At 37.2% G+C, this 17,263-nt stretch carries 15 protein-coding genes; 2 read left to right on the forward strand and 13 right to left on the reverse strand.

What is annotated here, in order from left to right; genetic code table 11:
- Window positions 1-41: 41 nt before the first annotated feature.
- Genes hemL through hemA form a run of 6 tightly spaced genes read right to left on the reverse strand, consistent with a single transcriptional unit; the run spans window position 42 to window position 6,226 of the window.
- Complete coding sequence (gene hemL, locus V7S50_RS06975; RefSeq protein ID WP_242252602.1) at window positions 42-1,331, reverse strand: glutamate-1-semialdehyde 2,1-aminomutase; 1,290 nt, start codon at window positions 1,329-1,331, stop codon at window positions 42-44.
- Window positions 1,331-2,320 carry a porphobilinogen synthase gene (hemB, locus tag V7S50_RS06980; protein WP_242252601.1) on the reverse strand — a complete coding sequence of 330 codons (990 nt, stop codon included), beginning with the start codon at window positions 2,318-2,320 and terminating at the stop codon, window positions 1,331-1,333. The genes hemL and hemB overlap by 1 nt, the downstream gene beginning before the upstream one ends.
- Before the next feature lie 20 nt (window positions 2,321-2,340).
- On the reverse strand, window positions 2,341-3,093 hold the full coding sequence (hemD, locus tag V7S50_RS06985; protein WP_242252600.1) for a uroporphyrinogen-III synthase: 753 nt from the start codon (window positions 3,091-3,093) through the stop codon (window positions 2,341-2,343).
- Window positions 3,094-3,095: 2 nt separating this feature from the next.
- The gene (hemC, locus tag V7S50_RS06990) at window positions 3,096-4,025 is read right to left on the reverse strand and encodes a hydroxymethylbilane synthase (RefSeq protein ID WP_242252599.1); all 930 of its coding nucleotides are present in this window, start codon (window positions 4,023-4,025) and stop codon (window positions 3,096-3,098) included.
- Between the two features lie 15 nt (window positions 4,026-4,040).
- Window positions 4,041-4,874, reverse strand: a complete 834-nt coding sequence (locus V7S50_RS06995) for a cytochrome C assembly family protein (protein WP_000008996.1) — start codon at window positions 4,872-4,874, stop codon at window positions 4,041-4,043.
- Window positions 4,875-4,891: 17 nt separating this feature from the next.
- Entirely contained in the window at window positions 4,892-6,226 is a 1,335-nt protein-coding gene (hemA, locus tag V7S50_RS07000; protein ID WP_242252598.1) for a glutamyl-tRNA reductase, read from the reverse strand.
- A 416-nt stretch (window positions 6,227-6,642) separates the two neighbouring features.
- Between hemA and V7S50_RS07005 the strand changes: the two genes are divergently transcribed.
- Both V7S50_RS07005 and V7S50_RS07010 read left to right on the forward strand, forming a co-directional pair.
- Complete coding sequence (locus V7S50_RS07005) at window positions 6,643-7,095, forward strand: MarR family winged helix-turn-helix transcriptional regulator (protein ID WP_242252597.1); 453 nt, start codon at window positions 6,643-6,645, stop codon at window positions 7,093-7,095.
- A gap of 2 nt (window positions 7,096-7,097) precedes the next feature.
- A complete protein-coding gene (locus V7S50_RS07010) occupies window positions 7,098-7,514 on the forward strand; it encodes an organic hydroperoxide resistance protein (RefSeq protein WP_242252595.1) in 417 nt (138 codons plus the stop codon).
- A 32-nt stretch (window positions 7,515-7,546) separates the two neighbouring features.
- On the opposite strand, the gene ysxC is transcribed toward V7S50_RS07010, so the two are convergent.
- The 7 genes from ysxC to V7S50_RS07045 all read right to left on the reverse strand — a co-directional run bounded on the left by ysxC (window position 7,547) and on the right by V7S50_RS07045 (window position 16,985).
- Window positions 7,547-8,143, reverse strand: a complete 597-nt coding sequence (gene ysxC, locus V7S50_RS07015; protein WP_000869114.1) for a ribosome biogenesis GTP-binding protein YsxC — start codon at window positions 8,141-8,143, stop codon at window positions 7,547-7,549.
- Complete coding sequence (gene lon / locus V7S50_RS07020) at window positions 8,140-10,470, reverse strand: endopeptidase La (protein WP_242252593.1); 2,331 nt, start codon at window positions 10,468-10,470, stop codon at window positions 8,140-8,142. Before lon ends, ysxC begins: the two co-directional genes overlap by 4 nt.
- A gap of 182 nt (window positions 10,471-10,652) precedes the next feature.
- Entirely contained in the window at window positions 10,653-12,323 is a 1,671-nt protein-coding gene (gene lonB / locus V7S50_RS07025; RefSeq protein ID WP_063224858.1) for an ATP-dependent protease LonB, read from the reverse strand.
- Window positions 12,324-12,429: 106 nt separating this feature from the next.
- Window positions 12,430-13,689, reverse strand: coding sequence for an ATP-dependent protease ATP-binding subunit ClpX (gene clpX / locus V7S50_RS07030; protein ID WP_000472281.1), 1,260 nt, complete (start codon window positions 13,687-13,689; stop codon window positions 12,430-12,432).
- Window positions 13,690-13,953: 264 nt separating this feature from the next.
- Window positions 13,954-15,231 carry a trigger factor gene (gene tig / locus V7S50_RS07035; protein ID WP_242252591.1) on the reverse strand — a complete coding sequence of 426 codons (1,278 nt, stop codon included), beginning with the start codon at window positions 15,229-15,231 and terminating at the stop codon, window positions 13,954-13,956.
- A gap of 309 nt (window positions 15,232-15,540) precedes the next feature.
- A complete protein-coding gene (locus V7S50_RS07040; protein ID WP_242252590.1) occupies window positions 15,541-16,539 on the reverse strand; it encodes a hypothetical protein in 999 nt (332 codons plus the stop codon).
- A 197-nt stretch (window positions 16,540-16,736) separates the two neighbouring features.
- Window positions 16,737-16,985 carry a hypothetical protein gene (locus V7S50_RS07045; protein WP_060632422.1) on the reverse strand — a complete coding sequence of 83 codons (249 nt, stop codon included), beginning with the start codon at window positions 16,983-16,985 and terminating at the stop codon, window positions 16,737-16,739.
- Window positions 16,986-17,263 lie beyond the last annotated feature (278 nt).

The raw sequence follows: 17,263 nt of genomic DNA on the forward strand, positions 1-17,263 counted from the left end.
AAAAATCGCTCCCCTTATGGAGAGCGATTTTCTTTCATCAATTAAGCCTTTAATTTTGACATTGCAATTTCAGCCGCTGCAATCGTCGCCTCAATATCTGCATCACTATGTGCTGTCGATAAGAATAAACCTTCGAATTGAGATGGCGGTAAGAATACACCTTGTTCCACCATTTCACGATAATAAGCTGCAAAGAATTCTAAGTTTGAAGATTTTGCTGCATCGTAATTAATAACTGGTTCATCTGTAAAGAAGATACCTATCATAGAACCCGCACGGTTAATATAATGCGGAATACCATGTTTTTCAGCTGCTTTACGTAAGCCAGCTTCTAACATTTCAGCTTTACGCTCGAATTCTACATATGATTCTGGTGTTAACTGCACTAACGTTTCATAACCGGCTGCCATTGCAAGTGGGTTACCTGATAAAGTACCCGCTTGGTAAATCGGTCCGCTCGGTGCAACTTGGCGCATAATTTCTGCTTTACCACCGTATGCTCCTACTGGTAATCCACCACCGATTACTTTACCTAAACAAGTTAAGTCAGGTGTTACACCGTAATAACCTTGTCCACAATTGTAAGCAACTCGGAATCCTGTCATTACTTCATCAAAAATAAGCAATGCACCATTTTGCTCTGTTACTTCACGAAGACCTTCTAAAAATCCTGGTTGCGGAGGAACAACACCCATATTTCCTGCCACTGGTTCTACAATTACACAAGCGATATCATCACCGAATTGTTCGAAAGCGTATTTCACACTTTCTAAATCGTTATACGCTACTGTAATCGTATTTTTCGCTACACCTTCTGGTACACCAGGGCTATCTGGTAAACCTAGTGTTGCCACACCAGAACCCGCTTTAATTAACAACGAATCACCATGGCCGTGGTAACAACCGATGAATTTCAAAATTTTATTACGGCCTGTATAACCACGAGCTAAACGTAGCGCACTCATTGTCGCTTCTGTTCCAGAGTTAACCATACGTACAATCTCAATTGATGGTACGCGCTCAATAACAAGTTTCGCTAATTTATTTTCAATTTCCGTTGGTGCACCGAAGCTTGTACCTCTTTCAGCAACAGCTTTTAAAGCTTCAACAACACGATCATTTGCATGGCCATGAATTAAAGGACCCCATGATAATACGTAATCGATGTATTCATTTCCATCGATATCATATACTTTAGAGCCTTTTCCACGCTCCATAAACAATGGATTCATACCGACAGACTTAAAGGCACGAACTGGGCTATTTACGCCACCAGGCATTAAATCTTGTGCTTCTTCAAACGCTGCAATCGACTTATCAAACTTTTTCATTATTTAGCGCCTCCTTCTTGTAACCATCTTGCTGCATCTTTTGCATGATACGTAATAATTAAATCTGCTCCTGCACGTTTCATGCTAATTAATTTTTCAAGTACAACTTCTTTTTCATTAATCCAACCATTTTGCGCTGCCGCTTTAATCATTGAATATTCACCGCTTACGTTATAAGCAACGACTGGTAAATTAAAGTTATTTTTCACATCACGAATGATATCTAAGTAAGAAAGAGCTGGCTTTACAATTAGGAAATCTGCCCCTTCCATTACATCTGATTCTGCTTCACGGAATGCTTCCATACGGTTCGCTGGGTCCATTTGATATGTTTTACGATCACCAAATTGTGGTGCACCGTGTGCCGCATCACGGAATGGCCCGTAAAATGCTGATGAATATTTCACAGCGTACGACATAACTGGTACATGTCCAAAACCATTTTCATCTAATGCGTGGCGAATTGCTGTTACGAATCCATCCATCATGTTTGATGGCGCAATAATGTCCGCTCCTGCTTTCGCTTGGCTTACAGCTGTTTTCGCAAGAACTGCAAGAGACTCGTCATTTAAAATAATACCATCTTCAATTACACCGCAATGACCATGGCTTGTGAATTGACATAAACATGTATCCGCAACTACCACTAGCTCAGGGAAATCACCTTTAATTTGCTTAATTGCACGTTGCACAATTCCATGATCACAATATGCTGATGATCCAACTTCATCTTTTTCAGCAGGTAAACCAAATACAATAACAGAGCGAATACCTAAATCAACAACCTCTTGCATTTCAGCTTGCAATAAATCTAATGAAATTTGATATACGCCTGGCATAGAAGGCACTTCATTACGAACATTTTCGCCTTCTAATACAAAAATAGGGTAAATAAAATCTTCCGTATGTAAAAACGTTTCACGCACAAGCGCACGCATATTACCGCTTTGTCTTAAACGACGATGACGATTAAATTGTAAAGAGTTCATAGATTTCTATCCCCATTCTTTTATTTTATAGATTCACAAACGCATTGTAGTAATGCTTCTACAGTGTACTCTTTCGGCATAATAACATGCGGAAAATAAAGGCTCGCCTCTTTTTCCGTAATAGGACCTATACAAGCAATTGTACATTTTTTTGTCCATTCTCTCCAGTTTGTACCCTCAAGTAAACGAACAAAACTAGTAACAGTTGAAGGACTCGTAAATGTAATAATATCTACTTTCTCTGCTTCTAACGCTTCTATAAGCTCTCGCTTTTTCTCTACATTTTCTTTCGTACCATATACAATTAGCTCATCTAGAGAAACACCAATTTCGCGAAGTGCAACTGGAATGACATCTCTTGCTAAATTCCCTTTCGGAAATAAAACGCATTCGCTTCCACTTAGTTTTTTTACAAACTCTTCTGCAAATACTTCTGCAACAAATGAAGTTGGAACAAAGTCCACTACATAGCCTCGCTTTTCTAACTCTAACTTTGTTTTTACGCCTACTGCAGCAATTTTAGTCGTTACGGGTAGCCTCTTTCTCAAACTATCCAGAAAAAAAGCCACCCCATTTTTACTCGTAAAAATAACCCAGTCATATGAATGCAACTGCCCTGCTATATGTTGAATTTGCCTATAAGACATACCTTCCATACGCAAAAGCGGAATTTCCAATGGAATTCCGCTCTTTTCTTTCACCGCTACACTCATTTGTTTTGCTTGATGCTGGGCACGTGTAATCAATACCGTTTTGCCAGCGAGAGCGTTCATATTTATTGTTGCCCCTTATTCTCAGCAAGAATGAGTTCTTTTGCGCCTTGTTTAATTAAACGGTCCGCGGCCTCTAACCCTACTTCCTTTGGATCATTTCCTACCACTGTCTCTTTCAATAAAACAGAACCGTCCATAGACCCGACAAGAGCTGTTAATTCGATTGCATCGTTTTCTGTAAGAGTTGCATATCCAGCGATCGGAACTTGGCATCCACCTTCAAGTTTATGAAGAAATACTCGCTCCGCTGCCACTGTTCTTTCTGTTACAGCATCATTTATATGTGATAACAGCTGCAATAAATCTGTATCATCCTCACGGCACTCAATCGCTAATGCACCTTGTCCTACAGCAGGTACACATAACGTCTCATCTAAATGTTCTGTAATAACTTCATCATCCCAGCCCATTCTTTGTAATCCAGCTGTTGCTAAAATGATTGCATCGTAATCTTCTTCTTTTAATTTACGTAAACGTGTATCGATATTTCCACGAATCCACTTCACTTGTAAATCTGGTCTCGCAGCTAATAATTGTGCACTACGTCTTAAACTACTCGTACCTAAAATAGCGCCTTCTGCTAACTCTTTAAACGATGCTCCGCTTTTTGAGATAAAAGCATCACGAGGGTCCACACGCTTCGGTGTACAACCGATCATTAATCCTTCTGGAAGTACGGCCGGCATATCTTTCATACTATGTACAGCCATATCAATTTCTTTCGTAAGTAACGCATGTTCAATCTCTTTAACAAACAAGCCTTTTCCGCCTACTTTTGAAAGAGTAACATCTAAAATAACATCGCCTTTTGTGACGATTTCTTTCACTTCAAATTCATATGGTAAACCTAGCGCTTTTAACTGATCAATAAACCAGTTCGTTTGCGTTAGTGCTAATTTACTCTTTCGTGACCCTACAATAATTTTGCGCATAATTTTCTCTCCTCATTATAAATACCAAAAGTGGAAGTTGGATAAACTGCTTAATAGAAAAATATTAATTAGCATTACGAGAAATGCCCCGATGTTCCACTGCACTATTTTCTTCCCTTGCAACACATCTGCCGCTCGTAAATATAGGCCAGCACAATATACAAATAGAACGACAAAAGACCCGATCACTTTCGTATCATACCAATGGAAATTGTCCAATTTTGTATATCCCCATATGCATCCTAATAAAATAGCTAGTAAGAAAAATGGAACAGAAAATAAATTTAATCCGTAAGACATCGATTCTAGCTTCGGTAAATTCCCTAACCTTCTTAATCTCGCATTCCATTTCTTCTTCTTTAATAGGCGATATTGCAATAAATACATAATAGAAAAAATGAACGATACAGTGAATGTTGCATAAGAGATAATAGCCATACCGACATGTACATATACAAGTTCCGAAACCAATTGCTCTGCAAGTACTGGTGACATCTTTCCGAGCGGCGTAAAAATAGAAAAAGCGCTTACGCCAAATGCGACAACATTTGTAAAAAAGACTAAAAAATCGATTCTCATAAATCGATTAATGACTAACGACATCGTAATCAATAGCCAAACATAAAAATAAATCCCTGATAATAAAGTTAAAAGAGGGTTCGTTTCTGAATCTGTAGCCCTAAGCAACATAAAAATAGAATGCAGAACCCATACAATCGAAAGTAACCAAAAAGCAAATCGGTTCGCCTTTCGGTTACTTTGGAAATAATCTATAAAATATAAACTAATGCTACAAGCATATAAAATAATTGCAATATGATAAATAATACTGTTATTTAAAAAACTCATCCGATCATCCTTCCAAGTTATAAAGATGGAACGGATGGTGTCCACACTCTTTTATGTTCTACTTCTTCCGCACAACTTTCTACATCTTCCATTTCTAAATCAAAGATTTTTGCAAATAACGCTAATTTTTCGTCTGCCCCCTCTTCAGCAGCTATTTCTTTTGCTACTAAAATTGGGTCTTTTAATAATTGATTAATAATACTTTTTGTATGCTTACTAATTACTTTTCTCTCACGATCACTAAGATTTGGTATTTTTCGTTCTAAGCTTTCCATCGTTTCGCTTTGAATGGCAAGTGCCTTATCACGAAGAGCTGATATTAACGGAACGACACCAAGTGTACTTAACCACGTTTTAAATAAAACAATTTCCTCTTCAATCATAAATTGAATTTTCTCTGCTTCTTTCAAACGTTCAGCACGGTTCGCTTCCACTACTCCTTGCAAATCATCAATGTCATATAAGAAAGAACCTTCTAGCTCATCAATCGCCGGATCAATATCACGTGGCACTGCAATATCAACCATAAATAAAGGACGGCCAGAGCGCATTTTCTCTACCTTTGTCATCATCTCTTTCGTAATGACATACTCTGATGCCCCAGTTGAACTAATTAAAATATCTGCTTCTAATAATGCACATTGTAATTCACTTAAAGGTTTTGCATGTCCCATATATTTCTCAGCCATTATTTCTGCTTTTGAAAGCGTCCTATTCATGACTGTTACTTTACGAGCACCACTTCCATATAAGTTTTGCAGTGCAAGTTCACCCATTTTGCCAGCACCAAGAATAAGTATGTGACAATCTGTTAACTCGCCGAATATTTTCTTCCCAAGCTCAACAGCAGCATAACTAACAGACATCGCACTTTCACCAATTGTCGTTTCTGAGTGAGCACGTTTTGCTAATGTAATGACTTGCTTAAACAATTCATTAAAGATTGTGCCTGTCGCTTTTACTTGTTGCGCTTCTAAAAAGCTATCTTTTATTTGACCTAAAATTTGCGTCTCTCCAACTACCATAGAATCTAAACCGCACGTTACGCGGAATAAATGATCTATTGCACCATCTTGTTCAAAAATAGTTAAATATGGTGCGACTTCTTCTATTTCAAGCTGAAACCAATCAGCTAAAAACTTCTTAATATAATACCGTCCCGTGTGTAATTGATCGACAACAGCGTAAATCTCAGTGCGATTACAAGTTGATACAATGACATTCTCTAACACGCTCTTTTGATTTTGTAATGTCGTCATTGCTTGCTCTAGCTCTGCTGCCTGAAATGTGAGTTTCTCACGAAATTCTACAGGGGCTGTTCGATAATTTACACTAACAACAAGAATATGCACGCAGCATGTCCCCCTTCACCCGTTTTATCACTTTATCTACTATCATAATACAACTTTCCTCTTATGAATCTGACAATCGTGTGAACAACCGATTATTTTTTTATTTATTCTCCGTATGTAATAAAGGAGATTCAGTAAAACTAATAAAAACTTCCTACTTTATAATGATTATAAATTAATAACTCTATTTGTACGTTACCAAAAAAAGCACTCATAATCAAGTGATGGAAACTATTCCATATGAATTATAACATCATCTTTCCTATCTTCTTTCATCATGAAGGAAAATATGTATGATTGTTCCAAAATGTAGCAAACACTTTCTCAATACAATGTATTTGACATTGTATTTCTTTTTCGTTATATTGGTTTTACAAAATTAAATTGTGCACAACTTAATTAGAAGGGAGTTATGTATGACAGAGGACTCTTTACATCTAGATAACCAACTTTGTTTTTCTATTTACGCCTGTTCTAAAGAAGTTACCCGCTTTTATCGACCATATTTAGAAGAGATGGGTATTACGTATCCCCAGTACATTACTTTACTCGTACTATGGGAGCAAGATGGACTCACAGTCAAAGAAATTGGAGAACGTCTATTTTTAGATTCCGGTACGTTAACGCCTATGTTAAAACGAATGGAATCATTACAACTTGTAAAACGCGTTCGTTCCAAAGAAGACGAGCGAAAAGTTTGTATTGAATTAAAAGAACAAGGTAAAGATTTAAAAGAAAAGGCTTGTTCATTACCGACAACAATGGCAACAAATTTAGGAATTACAGAACAAGAATATCGTTCTTTATTAATTCAATTAAATAAACTAATTGAAACAATGAAAACAATTAATGATAGAAAAGGGGAATAAACATGGATAAATTATATACTGCTTCAGTAACTGCTACAGGTGGAAGAAACGGAAAAATAGTCTCAGATGACGGCATATTAAATCTTGATGTGAAAATGCCGAAAGCACTAGGTGGTGCAGGCGGAGAGGCAACAAACCCAGAACAACTATTTGCTGCTGGTTATGCCGCTTGTTTTGATAGTGCTTTACAACTTGTCATTCGTACAAAACGTGTGAAAGTAGAAAGTACAGAAGTAACTGCTCACGTTTCTATCGGAAAAGATACGGATGGTGGTTTCGGCCTATCTGCTGTACTTGATGTACATGTCGCTGGCGTTTCACATAGCGAAGCACAAGAACTTGTAGAAGCTGCTCATGGTGTATGTCCTTACTCTAAAGCAACACGAGGAAATATTGAAGTTACGTTAAATGTACGCTAAAAATGTATAAAGAAAAAAACGCGCGACATTCGTCACGCGTTTTTTGTTTTTGTCATTTTATGAATTGCTTTCCATGCTTCTTCTTTTCCAAGTCCTGTTTCAGAAGAGAATAGAACAATTTCATCGCCAATTTCAACAGCAAGCGTTTCTTTTACAACTTTTAAATGCTTTTGCCATTTTCCTTTCGGAATTTTATCGGCTTTCGTTGCAATAATAATTGTTGGGATTTCATAGTGCTTTAAGAAATCATACATCATTACGTCATCGTTTGTTGGTTGGTGACGTAAATCAACTACTAATACAGCTGCGTCTAATTGCTCACGCGTTGTAAAGTACGTTTCAATCATTTTGCCCCATGCTGCGCGCTCTGATTTAGATACTTTCGCATATCCATAACCTGGAACGTCAACAAAATGCATCATCTCATTGATTAAGAAAAAGTTCAACGTTTGCGTTTTTCCTGGTTTAGAAGAAATACGTACTAACTTTTTACGATTTAAAATTTTATTAATAAAGGAAGACTTCCCGACATTTGAACGACCTGCTAATGCAATTTCTGGTAAATCACTGTCTGGATATTGTTCTGGTTTAACAGCACTAATTACAATATCTGCTTTTGTTACTTTCATTGTTTCACTCCTACTAATGCGTGCTCCAATACTTCATCTAAATGAGATGCAAGCACAAACGTAAGGTTTTCTTTTACGCTCTCTGGAATATCATCTAAATCTTTCTCATTTTCCGCTGGTAAAATAATCTTAGTTAAACCTGCGCGGTGAGCACTTAATGTTTTTTCTTTTAAACCACCAATTGGTAATACACGGCCACGAAGTGTAATTTCACCTGTCATCCCCACTTCTTTACTTACAGGAATACCTGTTAGTGCAGAAATAAGTGCCGTTGCCATCGTAATACCTGCTGACGGTCCATCTTTTGGAACTGCTCCTTCTGGAACATGAATATGAATATCATTTTTCTCATGAAAATTCGGATCAATCTGAAGCTCTTCTGCACGAGAACGAATATAACTAAACGCAGCTTGTGCTGATTCTTTCATAACATCCCCAAGTTTCCCTGTTAAAATTAATTTCCCCTTACCTGGCGCTACAGAGACTTCAATCGCAAGTGTATCCCCGCCTGCTGCTGTATACGCCAAACCTGTCGCCATACCAACTTGGTCTGTTTTTTCAGCTTGCCCATAACGGAATATGTGCTTACCAAGTAAATCAACAACATTTTTTTCCGTTACAACAATGCGCTTGCGTTCTGCTGTAACGATAATTTTTGCTGCTTTACGGCAAACTTTTGCAATTTGGCGCTCTAGCGTACGAACACCAGCCTCACGTGTATAATAACGAATAATTTCAAGAAGTGCTTCATCACGTACTTGTAAATTACCTTTTCGTAAGCCATGCTCTTTTAATTGTTTCGGCAATAAATGTTCACGAGCAATATGAACTTTTTCAAGTTCTGTATAGCCAGCAATCGAAATAATTTCCATACGGTCAAGTAATGGACCTGGAATACTTGAAAGTGTATTTGCAGTTGCTACAAACATAACTTTCGATAGATCATATGGTTCTTCAATATAATGATCACTGAAGTTATGGTTTTGTTCTGGATCTAACACTTCAAGTAATGCTGCAGATGGATCTCCACGGAAATCGTTAGACATTTTATCAATCTCATCTAATAAAAAGACTGGATTAACTGATTTCGCCTTTTTCATACCTTGAATAATACGTCCTGGCATCGCTCCAACATACGTACGACGGTGACCACGAATTTCAGATTCATCACGTACACCACCAAGGGAAACACGGACAAAATTACGATTTAATGATGTTGCAATTGAACGCGCTAACGAAGTTTTTCCGACCCCAGGAGGTCCTACTAAGCAAAGGATAGGTCCTTTTAATGAATTCGTTAACTTCTGTACCGCTAAATATTCAAGCACGCGCTCTTTCACTTTCTCAAGACCGTAATGATCTTTGTTTAAAATCTCTTCAGAATGAACAAGATCAATCATATCTTCTGTTGTTTCTGTCCACGGAAGTGCTAATAACCAATCCATATAATTGCGAATAACACCGCTCTCCGCAGAACTTGCTGGTAACTTTTCATAACGGTCTAATTCTTTCAGTGCAGCCTTCATTGTTTCTTCAGGCATTCCCGACTGTTCAATTTTCTCACGAAGTTCTTCAACTTCCCCGCCCTTACCTTCTTTATCGCCAAGTTCAGTTTGAATCGCCTTCATTTGCTCACGTAAGAAATATTCTTTTTGCGTGCGCTCCATTGAACGTTTCACTTTTTGTCCAATTTTCTTTTCTAAACTAAGTAACTCTTGTTCATCTTGAATAATTGAAATAAGTGTATGTAATCGTTCCTTCACAGATATAATCTCTAAAATTTCTTGTTTCTGCTTCGTCTTAATTGGCAAGTGAGAAGCGATTAAATCAGCTAATCTTCCTGGCTCTTCTACATCAGCTACCGTTGCAAATGTTTCATTTGAAACTTTTTTCGAAACTTTAATATATTGTTCGAAATGCTCCAGTAACGTACGCATAAGAGCTTTCTCTTCTAGATCATCTTCCACTTCTTCCGTTACCGTTTTGATAGAAACTTGCACTACATTTTCTTCTTCGATAAACTCTACTACTTCTGCTCTATGTAAACCTTCTACAAGGACACGAAGCGTACCGTTCGGCAATTTTAACATTTGCTTCACTTTCGCCACTGTACCTACACTATATATGTCATCTTCTTTCGGATCATCGATATTCATTTCTTTTTGCATTGCTAAAAAGATGATATTTTCATCCATTGCCGCCTGCTCTAGTGCTTGTATCGATTTATCACGTCCTACATCAAGATGCAGAACCATCGTTGGATATACGAGAACGCCTCTTAATGGTAGGAGGGGTACGATTCTTTCATTCGTATTCATACTAGACATAGCACCTCCATAATAAATTAAACTCCTGTTCAACTATTTTATATTACAATACATCTAGATGCAATTGCAGAGATTTTCCGCAATTGTAAATCCCTCGTTTTTTTCCCTTATAAAAAGAAAAAAAGACTCCGCTTAAGCATACAAACTTAAACGAAGTCTGGCAAATGTTATTATCTTCATTCTCACATTGATTGTGCATCTGTTTCGTCCACAGCAGTATGTATATCAAGCTCTCGATGCATATTTTCCTGCATAAATGTTAGCTCAAATACTTCATTTAACTTACGAACAGGAATGATTTCAATTCCTTTTATTGTGTATAAAAACGGTTGCATGTTTTCAGCAGGAATGATAACTTTCTTAGCACCTGCTTTTTTCGCGGCTTTTATTTTTGCATACACACCACCAATAGGTTTCACCTCTCCGTGTATACTTATCTCACCGGTCATCGCTACTTCATTATTCACATACGTACGATGCACTGCTGAATATACACCTGTTGCCATAGCAATTCCTGCCGAAGGCCCATCAATCGGGATCCCGCCTGGAAAATTAATATGTATATCGTACCCTTCTGGCAACACATCTAGAGAACGAAGTACTGTTAATACATTATCTACAGAACCTTTCGCCATACTTTTACGGCGAATTGATTTCGTTTGACTACCAATACTTTCCTCTTCAACAATTCCGGTAACATTTACCGATCCTTTATCTTTCGCCTTGATTGCTGTTACTTCAATTTCTAATAACGCACCTGTATTTGGTCCGTACACAGCAAGTCCATTTACAAGACCGATTCTCGGAATAGGATAAATACGCTTTTCATACTTCGGTGTAAGCTGACTAGAGTGAACAACCCACTCTATATCTTCATCTTTAATGAAAGAACGCTCTTCATTTATTGCCATTCCAGCTGAAATTTGTACAAGATTAATCGCTTCTCGTCCATTTCTTGCATACATCCCGATCATTTCAATACCATTCTCACCAATTTGCATTTCCACTTTGTCAGCTGCATTCTTCGCTACTTTTTGAATTTCTTCTGTATCTAACTCACGGAAAAACACTTCTAAACAGCGCGATCGAATAGCAGGAGGAATCTCCTCTGGCGAACGTGTCGTCGCCCCAACTAAGCGAAAATCGGCTGGTAAACCTTTTTGAAAAATGTCATGTATATACGTTGGAATCATCGTATTCTCTTCACTATAGTATGCACTTTCCAAAAACACTTTCCGATCTTCTAGCACCTTTAACATCTTGTTCATTTGAATCGGATGTAGTTCACCAATCTCATCAATAAATAAAATACCACCGTGTGCATCTGTTACCGCACCTTTTTTCGGTTGCGGAATACCCGCTTGCCCCATTGCACCAGCACCTTGATAAATTGGATCATGCACCGAACCGATTAAAGGATCTGCAATACCACGTTCATCAAACCGAGCTGTCGTCGCATCCAATTCAATAAATGTTGCATTTGTGCGAAATGGAGATTTCGGATTTCGTTTCGCTTCTTCTAATACGAGACGTGCTGCCGCTGTCTTCCCGACACCTGGCGGGCCATATATAATCACATGCTGTGGATTCGGACCACAAAGAGCCGCTTTTAACGACTTAATCCCGTCCTCTTGCCCTACAATATCTAAAAAGGATGTAGGACGTACCTTTTCCGCAAGCGGCTCTGTTAAAGAAATCTCGCGCATTTTACGAAGCTGTTCTAATTCTTTTTTCGATTCTCGATCAATTGAAACTTTTTGTGTTCGCTGATTTCGAAGTAAATGCCAAAAATACAATCCGACAATTACACCAAAAACAAGTTGAACAAGTAAAAATATATTTGTCCAGCTCATCATTTATTTCCTCCCGCAATGTTTTATCTCTTAGTATTTCCGCGGAGGAACATAGCTAAACATAAAGAAAAACAGCAATTATAAAAATTGCTGTTTCTCCCTCGCATTATGCAGATGTTTTTGTATCAAGTACAGTACCGTCTTGTAACACCAATTTTGGCGGTGCATTATCAGCTACTGTTTCTTTTGTAAGAACACACTTCTCGATATCTTTACGAGATGGAAGTTCGAACATTACATCTAGCATTAAGCCTTCAATAATAGAACGAAGTCCACGAGCACCCGTTTTACGTTCAATTGCTTTTTTCGCAATTTCAATTAGTGCGCCTTCTTCAAACTCTAACTCAACATCGTCAAGCTCCAATAGTTTTTGGAATTGCTTAACAAGTGCATTTTTCGGTTTCGTTAAAATATCAACAAGAGCATCTTCATCAAGCGGTTCTAGGTTCGCAATAACTGGAAGACGACCGATAAACTCTGGAATTAAACCAAATCTTAAAAGATCCTCTGGTAATACGTGAGATAAAACATGCTTCTCATTTACATCAGCATTTTTCTTCTCAGAACCAAATCCAATTACTTTTTCACCAAGACGACGTTTAATAATTGGCTCGATGCCATCAAACGCTCCACCACAGATGAATAAGATGTTCGTTGTATCAATTTGAATAAACTCTTGGTGCGGATGCTTACGACCACCCTGAGGTGGAACGCTTGCTACAGTACCTTCTAAAATTTTCAGAAGTGCCTGCTGCACACCTTCACCAGATACATCACGTGTAATTGATGGATTTTCGGACTTACGTGCCACTTTATCAATCTCATCAATATAAATGATTCCTTTTTCCGCTTTTTCTACATCATAATCCGCTGCTTGGATTAATTTAAGTAAGATGTTTTCTACATCTTCCCCAACGTATCCAGCTTCAGTTAAAGATGTTGCGTCCGCGATTGCAAATGGAACATTTAAAATACGCGCTAACGTTTGTGCCAGTAATGTTTTACCACTACCTGTTGGCCCGATAAGTGCGATATTACTCTTCGCTAATTCTACATCATCAATTTTGCTGTTAGAATTAATGCGTTTGTAATGGTTATATACCGCTACCGCTAGTGCTTTTTTCGCGTTATCTTGTCCGATGACATACTCATCTAAGATTTCACGAATTTCTACCGGTTTCGGTACATCTTTGAATTCTACTTCTTCGTCTTTCGCAAGCTCCTCTTGTACAATTTCAGTACAAAGTTCGATACACTCGTCACAAATGTAAACACCTGGACCTGCAACTAACTTTCGAACTTGCGTTTGTGTTTTACCACAGAAAGAACATTTTAATTGCCCTTTTTCATCATTAAATTTAAACATATTTTCACACCCCTTACAAAGTGCTAACCTCTTGCCTTCGTATGTACACGATAAATGTATCGTATGTAAATACATATTATGTCACTACGTGGCGAGAAATACAAATAATATGACTAGTTATGTACAAATAAAAAGTTTTTAAAACTTTTGAAATATGTATATTCGACTTATTAAGGAAGTTTTCCTTCTTCATCGAAAAGTTTTATAAATATATTTCTATATTTATAAAACAAGGCACGATTAAAATCGTGCCTTGTTATTTTATTATGCAGCGTTTTCTACTAAGAAGTCTACAGCTTTACGAACTTTAAGATCTTCAGCTAAAGCGTCTACGCTTCCAAGAGCTTGCTTGATAGCGTCTACTGGCATACCGTACATTTCAGCCATTTTTTCAACTTCTTCAGTTACTTCTTCTTCAGTAACTTCGATGTTTTCAGCTTCAATGATAGCTTCAAGAACAAGGTTGATTCTTACGCGTTTTTGAGCGTCTTCTTTCATTTGCTCTTTTAACTTGTCAGCATCAGTACCTGTGAATTGGTAGTAAAGCTCAAGGTTCATACCTTGTTGGCTTAAACGTTGCTCGAATTCACGAACCATACGATCTAACTCAGTGTCGATCATAGCTTCTGGAATTTCGATTTCAGCGTTAGCAGCAGCTAATTCTACTACTTCGTCACGTACTTTGTGCTCAGCTTCGTGCTTTTTGCCTTCTTCTAAGTTTGTACGAAGTTTTGCTTTTAATTCATCAAGAGTTGCAACCGCTTCGTCTGCTTCTTTAGCGAACTCGTCGTTTAACTCAGGAAGTTCTTTTGTTTTGATTTCGTGAATTGTTACTTTGAATGTTGCTGGTTTGCCAGCTAATTCAGCAGCATGGTACTCTTCTGGGAATGATACTTCAACGTCTTTAGAATCACCAGATTTAAGACCAATTACTTGCTCTTCGAAACCTGGGATGAATGTACCAGAACCGATTGCTAGAGAGTAGTTTTCGCCTTTTCCGCCTTCAAATGCTTCGCCATCAACGAAACCTTCGAAGTCGATTACAGCTGTATCACCGTTTTCAACAGTTCCTTCTTCTTTAACAACTAGTTCAGCTTGACGCTCTTGTAAAGATTTTAATTCGTTCTCTACATCTTCGTCAGTTACAGTTGTTTCAACTTTTTCTACCGCTAAACCTTTGTACTCACCTAATTTAACTTCAGGTTTCACTGTTACTTTTGCAGTGAAGATAAGGTTAGCATTTTTTTCGAACTTCTCGATGTCGATTTCAGGATGAGCAACTGGGAAGATACCAGCTTCATCGATCGCTTCACCGTATGCTTTTGGTAAGATGATGTCTAAAGCATCTTGGTATAAAGATTCGATACCAAAGCGTTGTTCGAATAACGGACGAGGCATTTTCCCTTTACGGAAACCTGGTACGTTAATTGTTTTTACTACTTTTTTGAACGCAGCGTCGATAGAGTTGTTTACTTCTTTAGCATCAACTTCGATTGTTAAAACGCCTACGTTACCTTCTAATTTTTCCCATTTTGCAGCCATTTATTCTTTCCCTCCAACTATAATAATGTATGCACATACCTCTATAGATTAAGATCTTCATTATCTCTTTTTTGAAATAACAAAAGTACAAATAATCCTCTAGCAAAAGCTTTCAGATATAATGTTCCAATCTACTAATTGCCTAAAAGACAATTACGGTATATTTTGTTCGAGAATAATATGAAACATATTAAGTAAGAGAATTACACTTCTCTTCTCTTACAAACAGGCAGTTTTCTGCCTTTTGCAACCCTTACATTATAACATAGAATATGCTCGTTTCAAGAACCGAACGATTCTTTTTCATAATTATACGGGCAAATATCCTTCTCTTTCAACACGCAATAACCATTGATAGGCAATATGAAACTCTTCTAATTCAATATTATACGCTGTCATAAGCTCTTCTTCATCAATAGTCAATCCGAAACGCTTTCTACCAATTCTCTCTAAAACAGCAGCCCAAATCTCCACTTTATCCATTAATAGAGCGAATGGGAAAACGCTAATTTGCAATTCTTTCCAATATGTAACCATCGCATCAAATATATCAGGATAATTTTGCTCTAATCGGTTTGATAATGTATGTATAATGTTATCGGATTGCTCCTCATTATGACCTGTAAATGCTGGAATTACCTTAATCGTATTCCCAAACTTTTCTACCTCTATCTCTTCTTCTATTTGATTTTCTACCATTTTATACAAAATAGAAGTTTTCAAATAAGGGTGCTGTTTTTCGTCTATTAAAAATTTCTTTAAAATAGGTAATGCAAGATCCAAGTCTTTTAACGAAAGTTGCTGAATCGCTCTTAGCTTTTGCCCAAAGTTTTCTCCAAACATTTCATTAGTAAACTCATCCAACTCAAAATTCGAATCGACTAGTGACGTATCCACTTCATTTAACATACCTTCTGCAAATAAAGCGAGCTGTGCTAATTTTTCCTTTTGCTCAGGCATTATATCCTTCGTTTGCAATACTTTTTCAACGGTTTCAATAACGCCTTCATAATCATTTGTTTGAACTAAAATCGTCACATACGTTTCAAGAATATCACCAAATAATACAGCTCCCGCTTCAAGCAACTGTTCACATTTGTCTTTCGCTTCTTCCATATGTTTTAACTCTAACAAACAAATAACTGAAGCTAGTTCCGTTTGTTCCGTTTCTGCATTATACTGACGTAATATTTCAAAGCAGCGCAATGCATCTTCGAATTTCCGCTCTTTCAGCGCTAAAAAACCTTCATCAATATATCGCTCTGATAGCTGCGGAAACAATACGACCGTATTTTCTTTTTTATCCATACGTCCGCCTCTTTTTCTAGATTTTAATTATCTTTAAAGTAAATATATCAAATGAGTAATGAGAACACAACATCCCAAAACCCTTTGTTTGAAATATGAAAATATTTAATTTTTATATTTCAATATAAACAAATCCTTACCGAAAATTAAAAATGTACAAATAAAAACCCTCAGCAATGAAAGCAGAGGATTCATCATTATTGGAAAGCCTTTATAATAGTGGGGTATATAACAAGGGTAATAATTTGGAGAACAATAATTGCCATAACAATCATGCTAAAATAGAAGATTGGTTTACTCCGCTTCATTAAAAACATAATGATAAGCATCGTACAAGCAAACAAACTTAAGAAGAACAAACTCGTCGTCGAACTAAGTATACCACTTGGGACAAAGAACAATAACACTACACTACAAGTACCTATAATTCCAAATAACCATTCCATTCATTCACTCATTCCCTTTCCCTCTCATGGTAGTTTCCTCTAAGCGATTAAATGTTTTACAACATCAACTACATACGTTAATTTCTCATATGCTACAAACCCGAAAGCAACTGTTAAACCCGTTACGATTAATCCTTTCATCATTTCTTCCTCCTCGTTTTATCGTTGTTACCTTTATTATAGAGGATTAGTAATTCGTTACCATCGAACTACCTTACAGTTACCTTACAGAATTGTAAGATTTCAAAAAGGGATAGAAAAACACCTCATATCGTTTG

Source organism: Bacillus sp. CCNWLW194, assembly GCF_037120585.1.
GTDB classification, from domain to species: Bacteria; Bacillota; Bacilli; order Bacillales; family Bacillaceae_G; genus Bacillus_A; species Bacillus_A basilensis.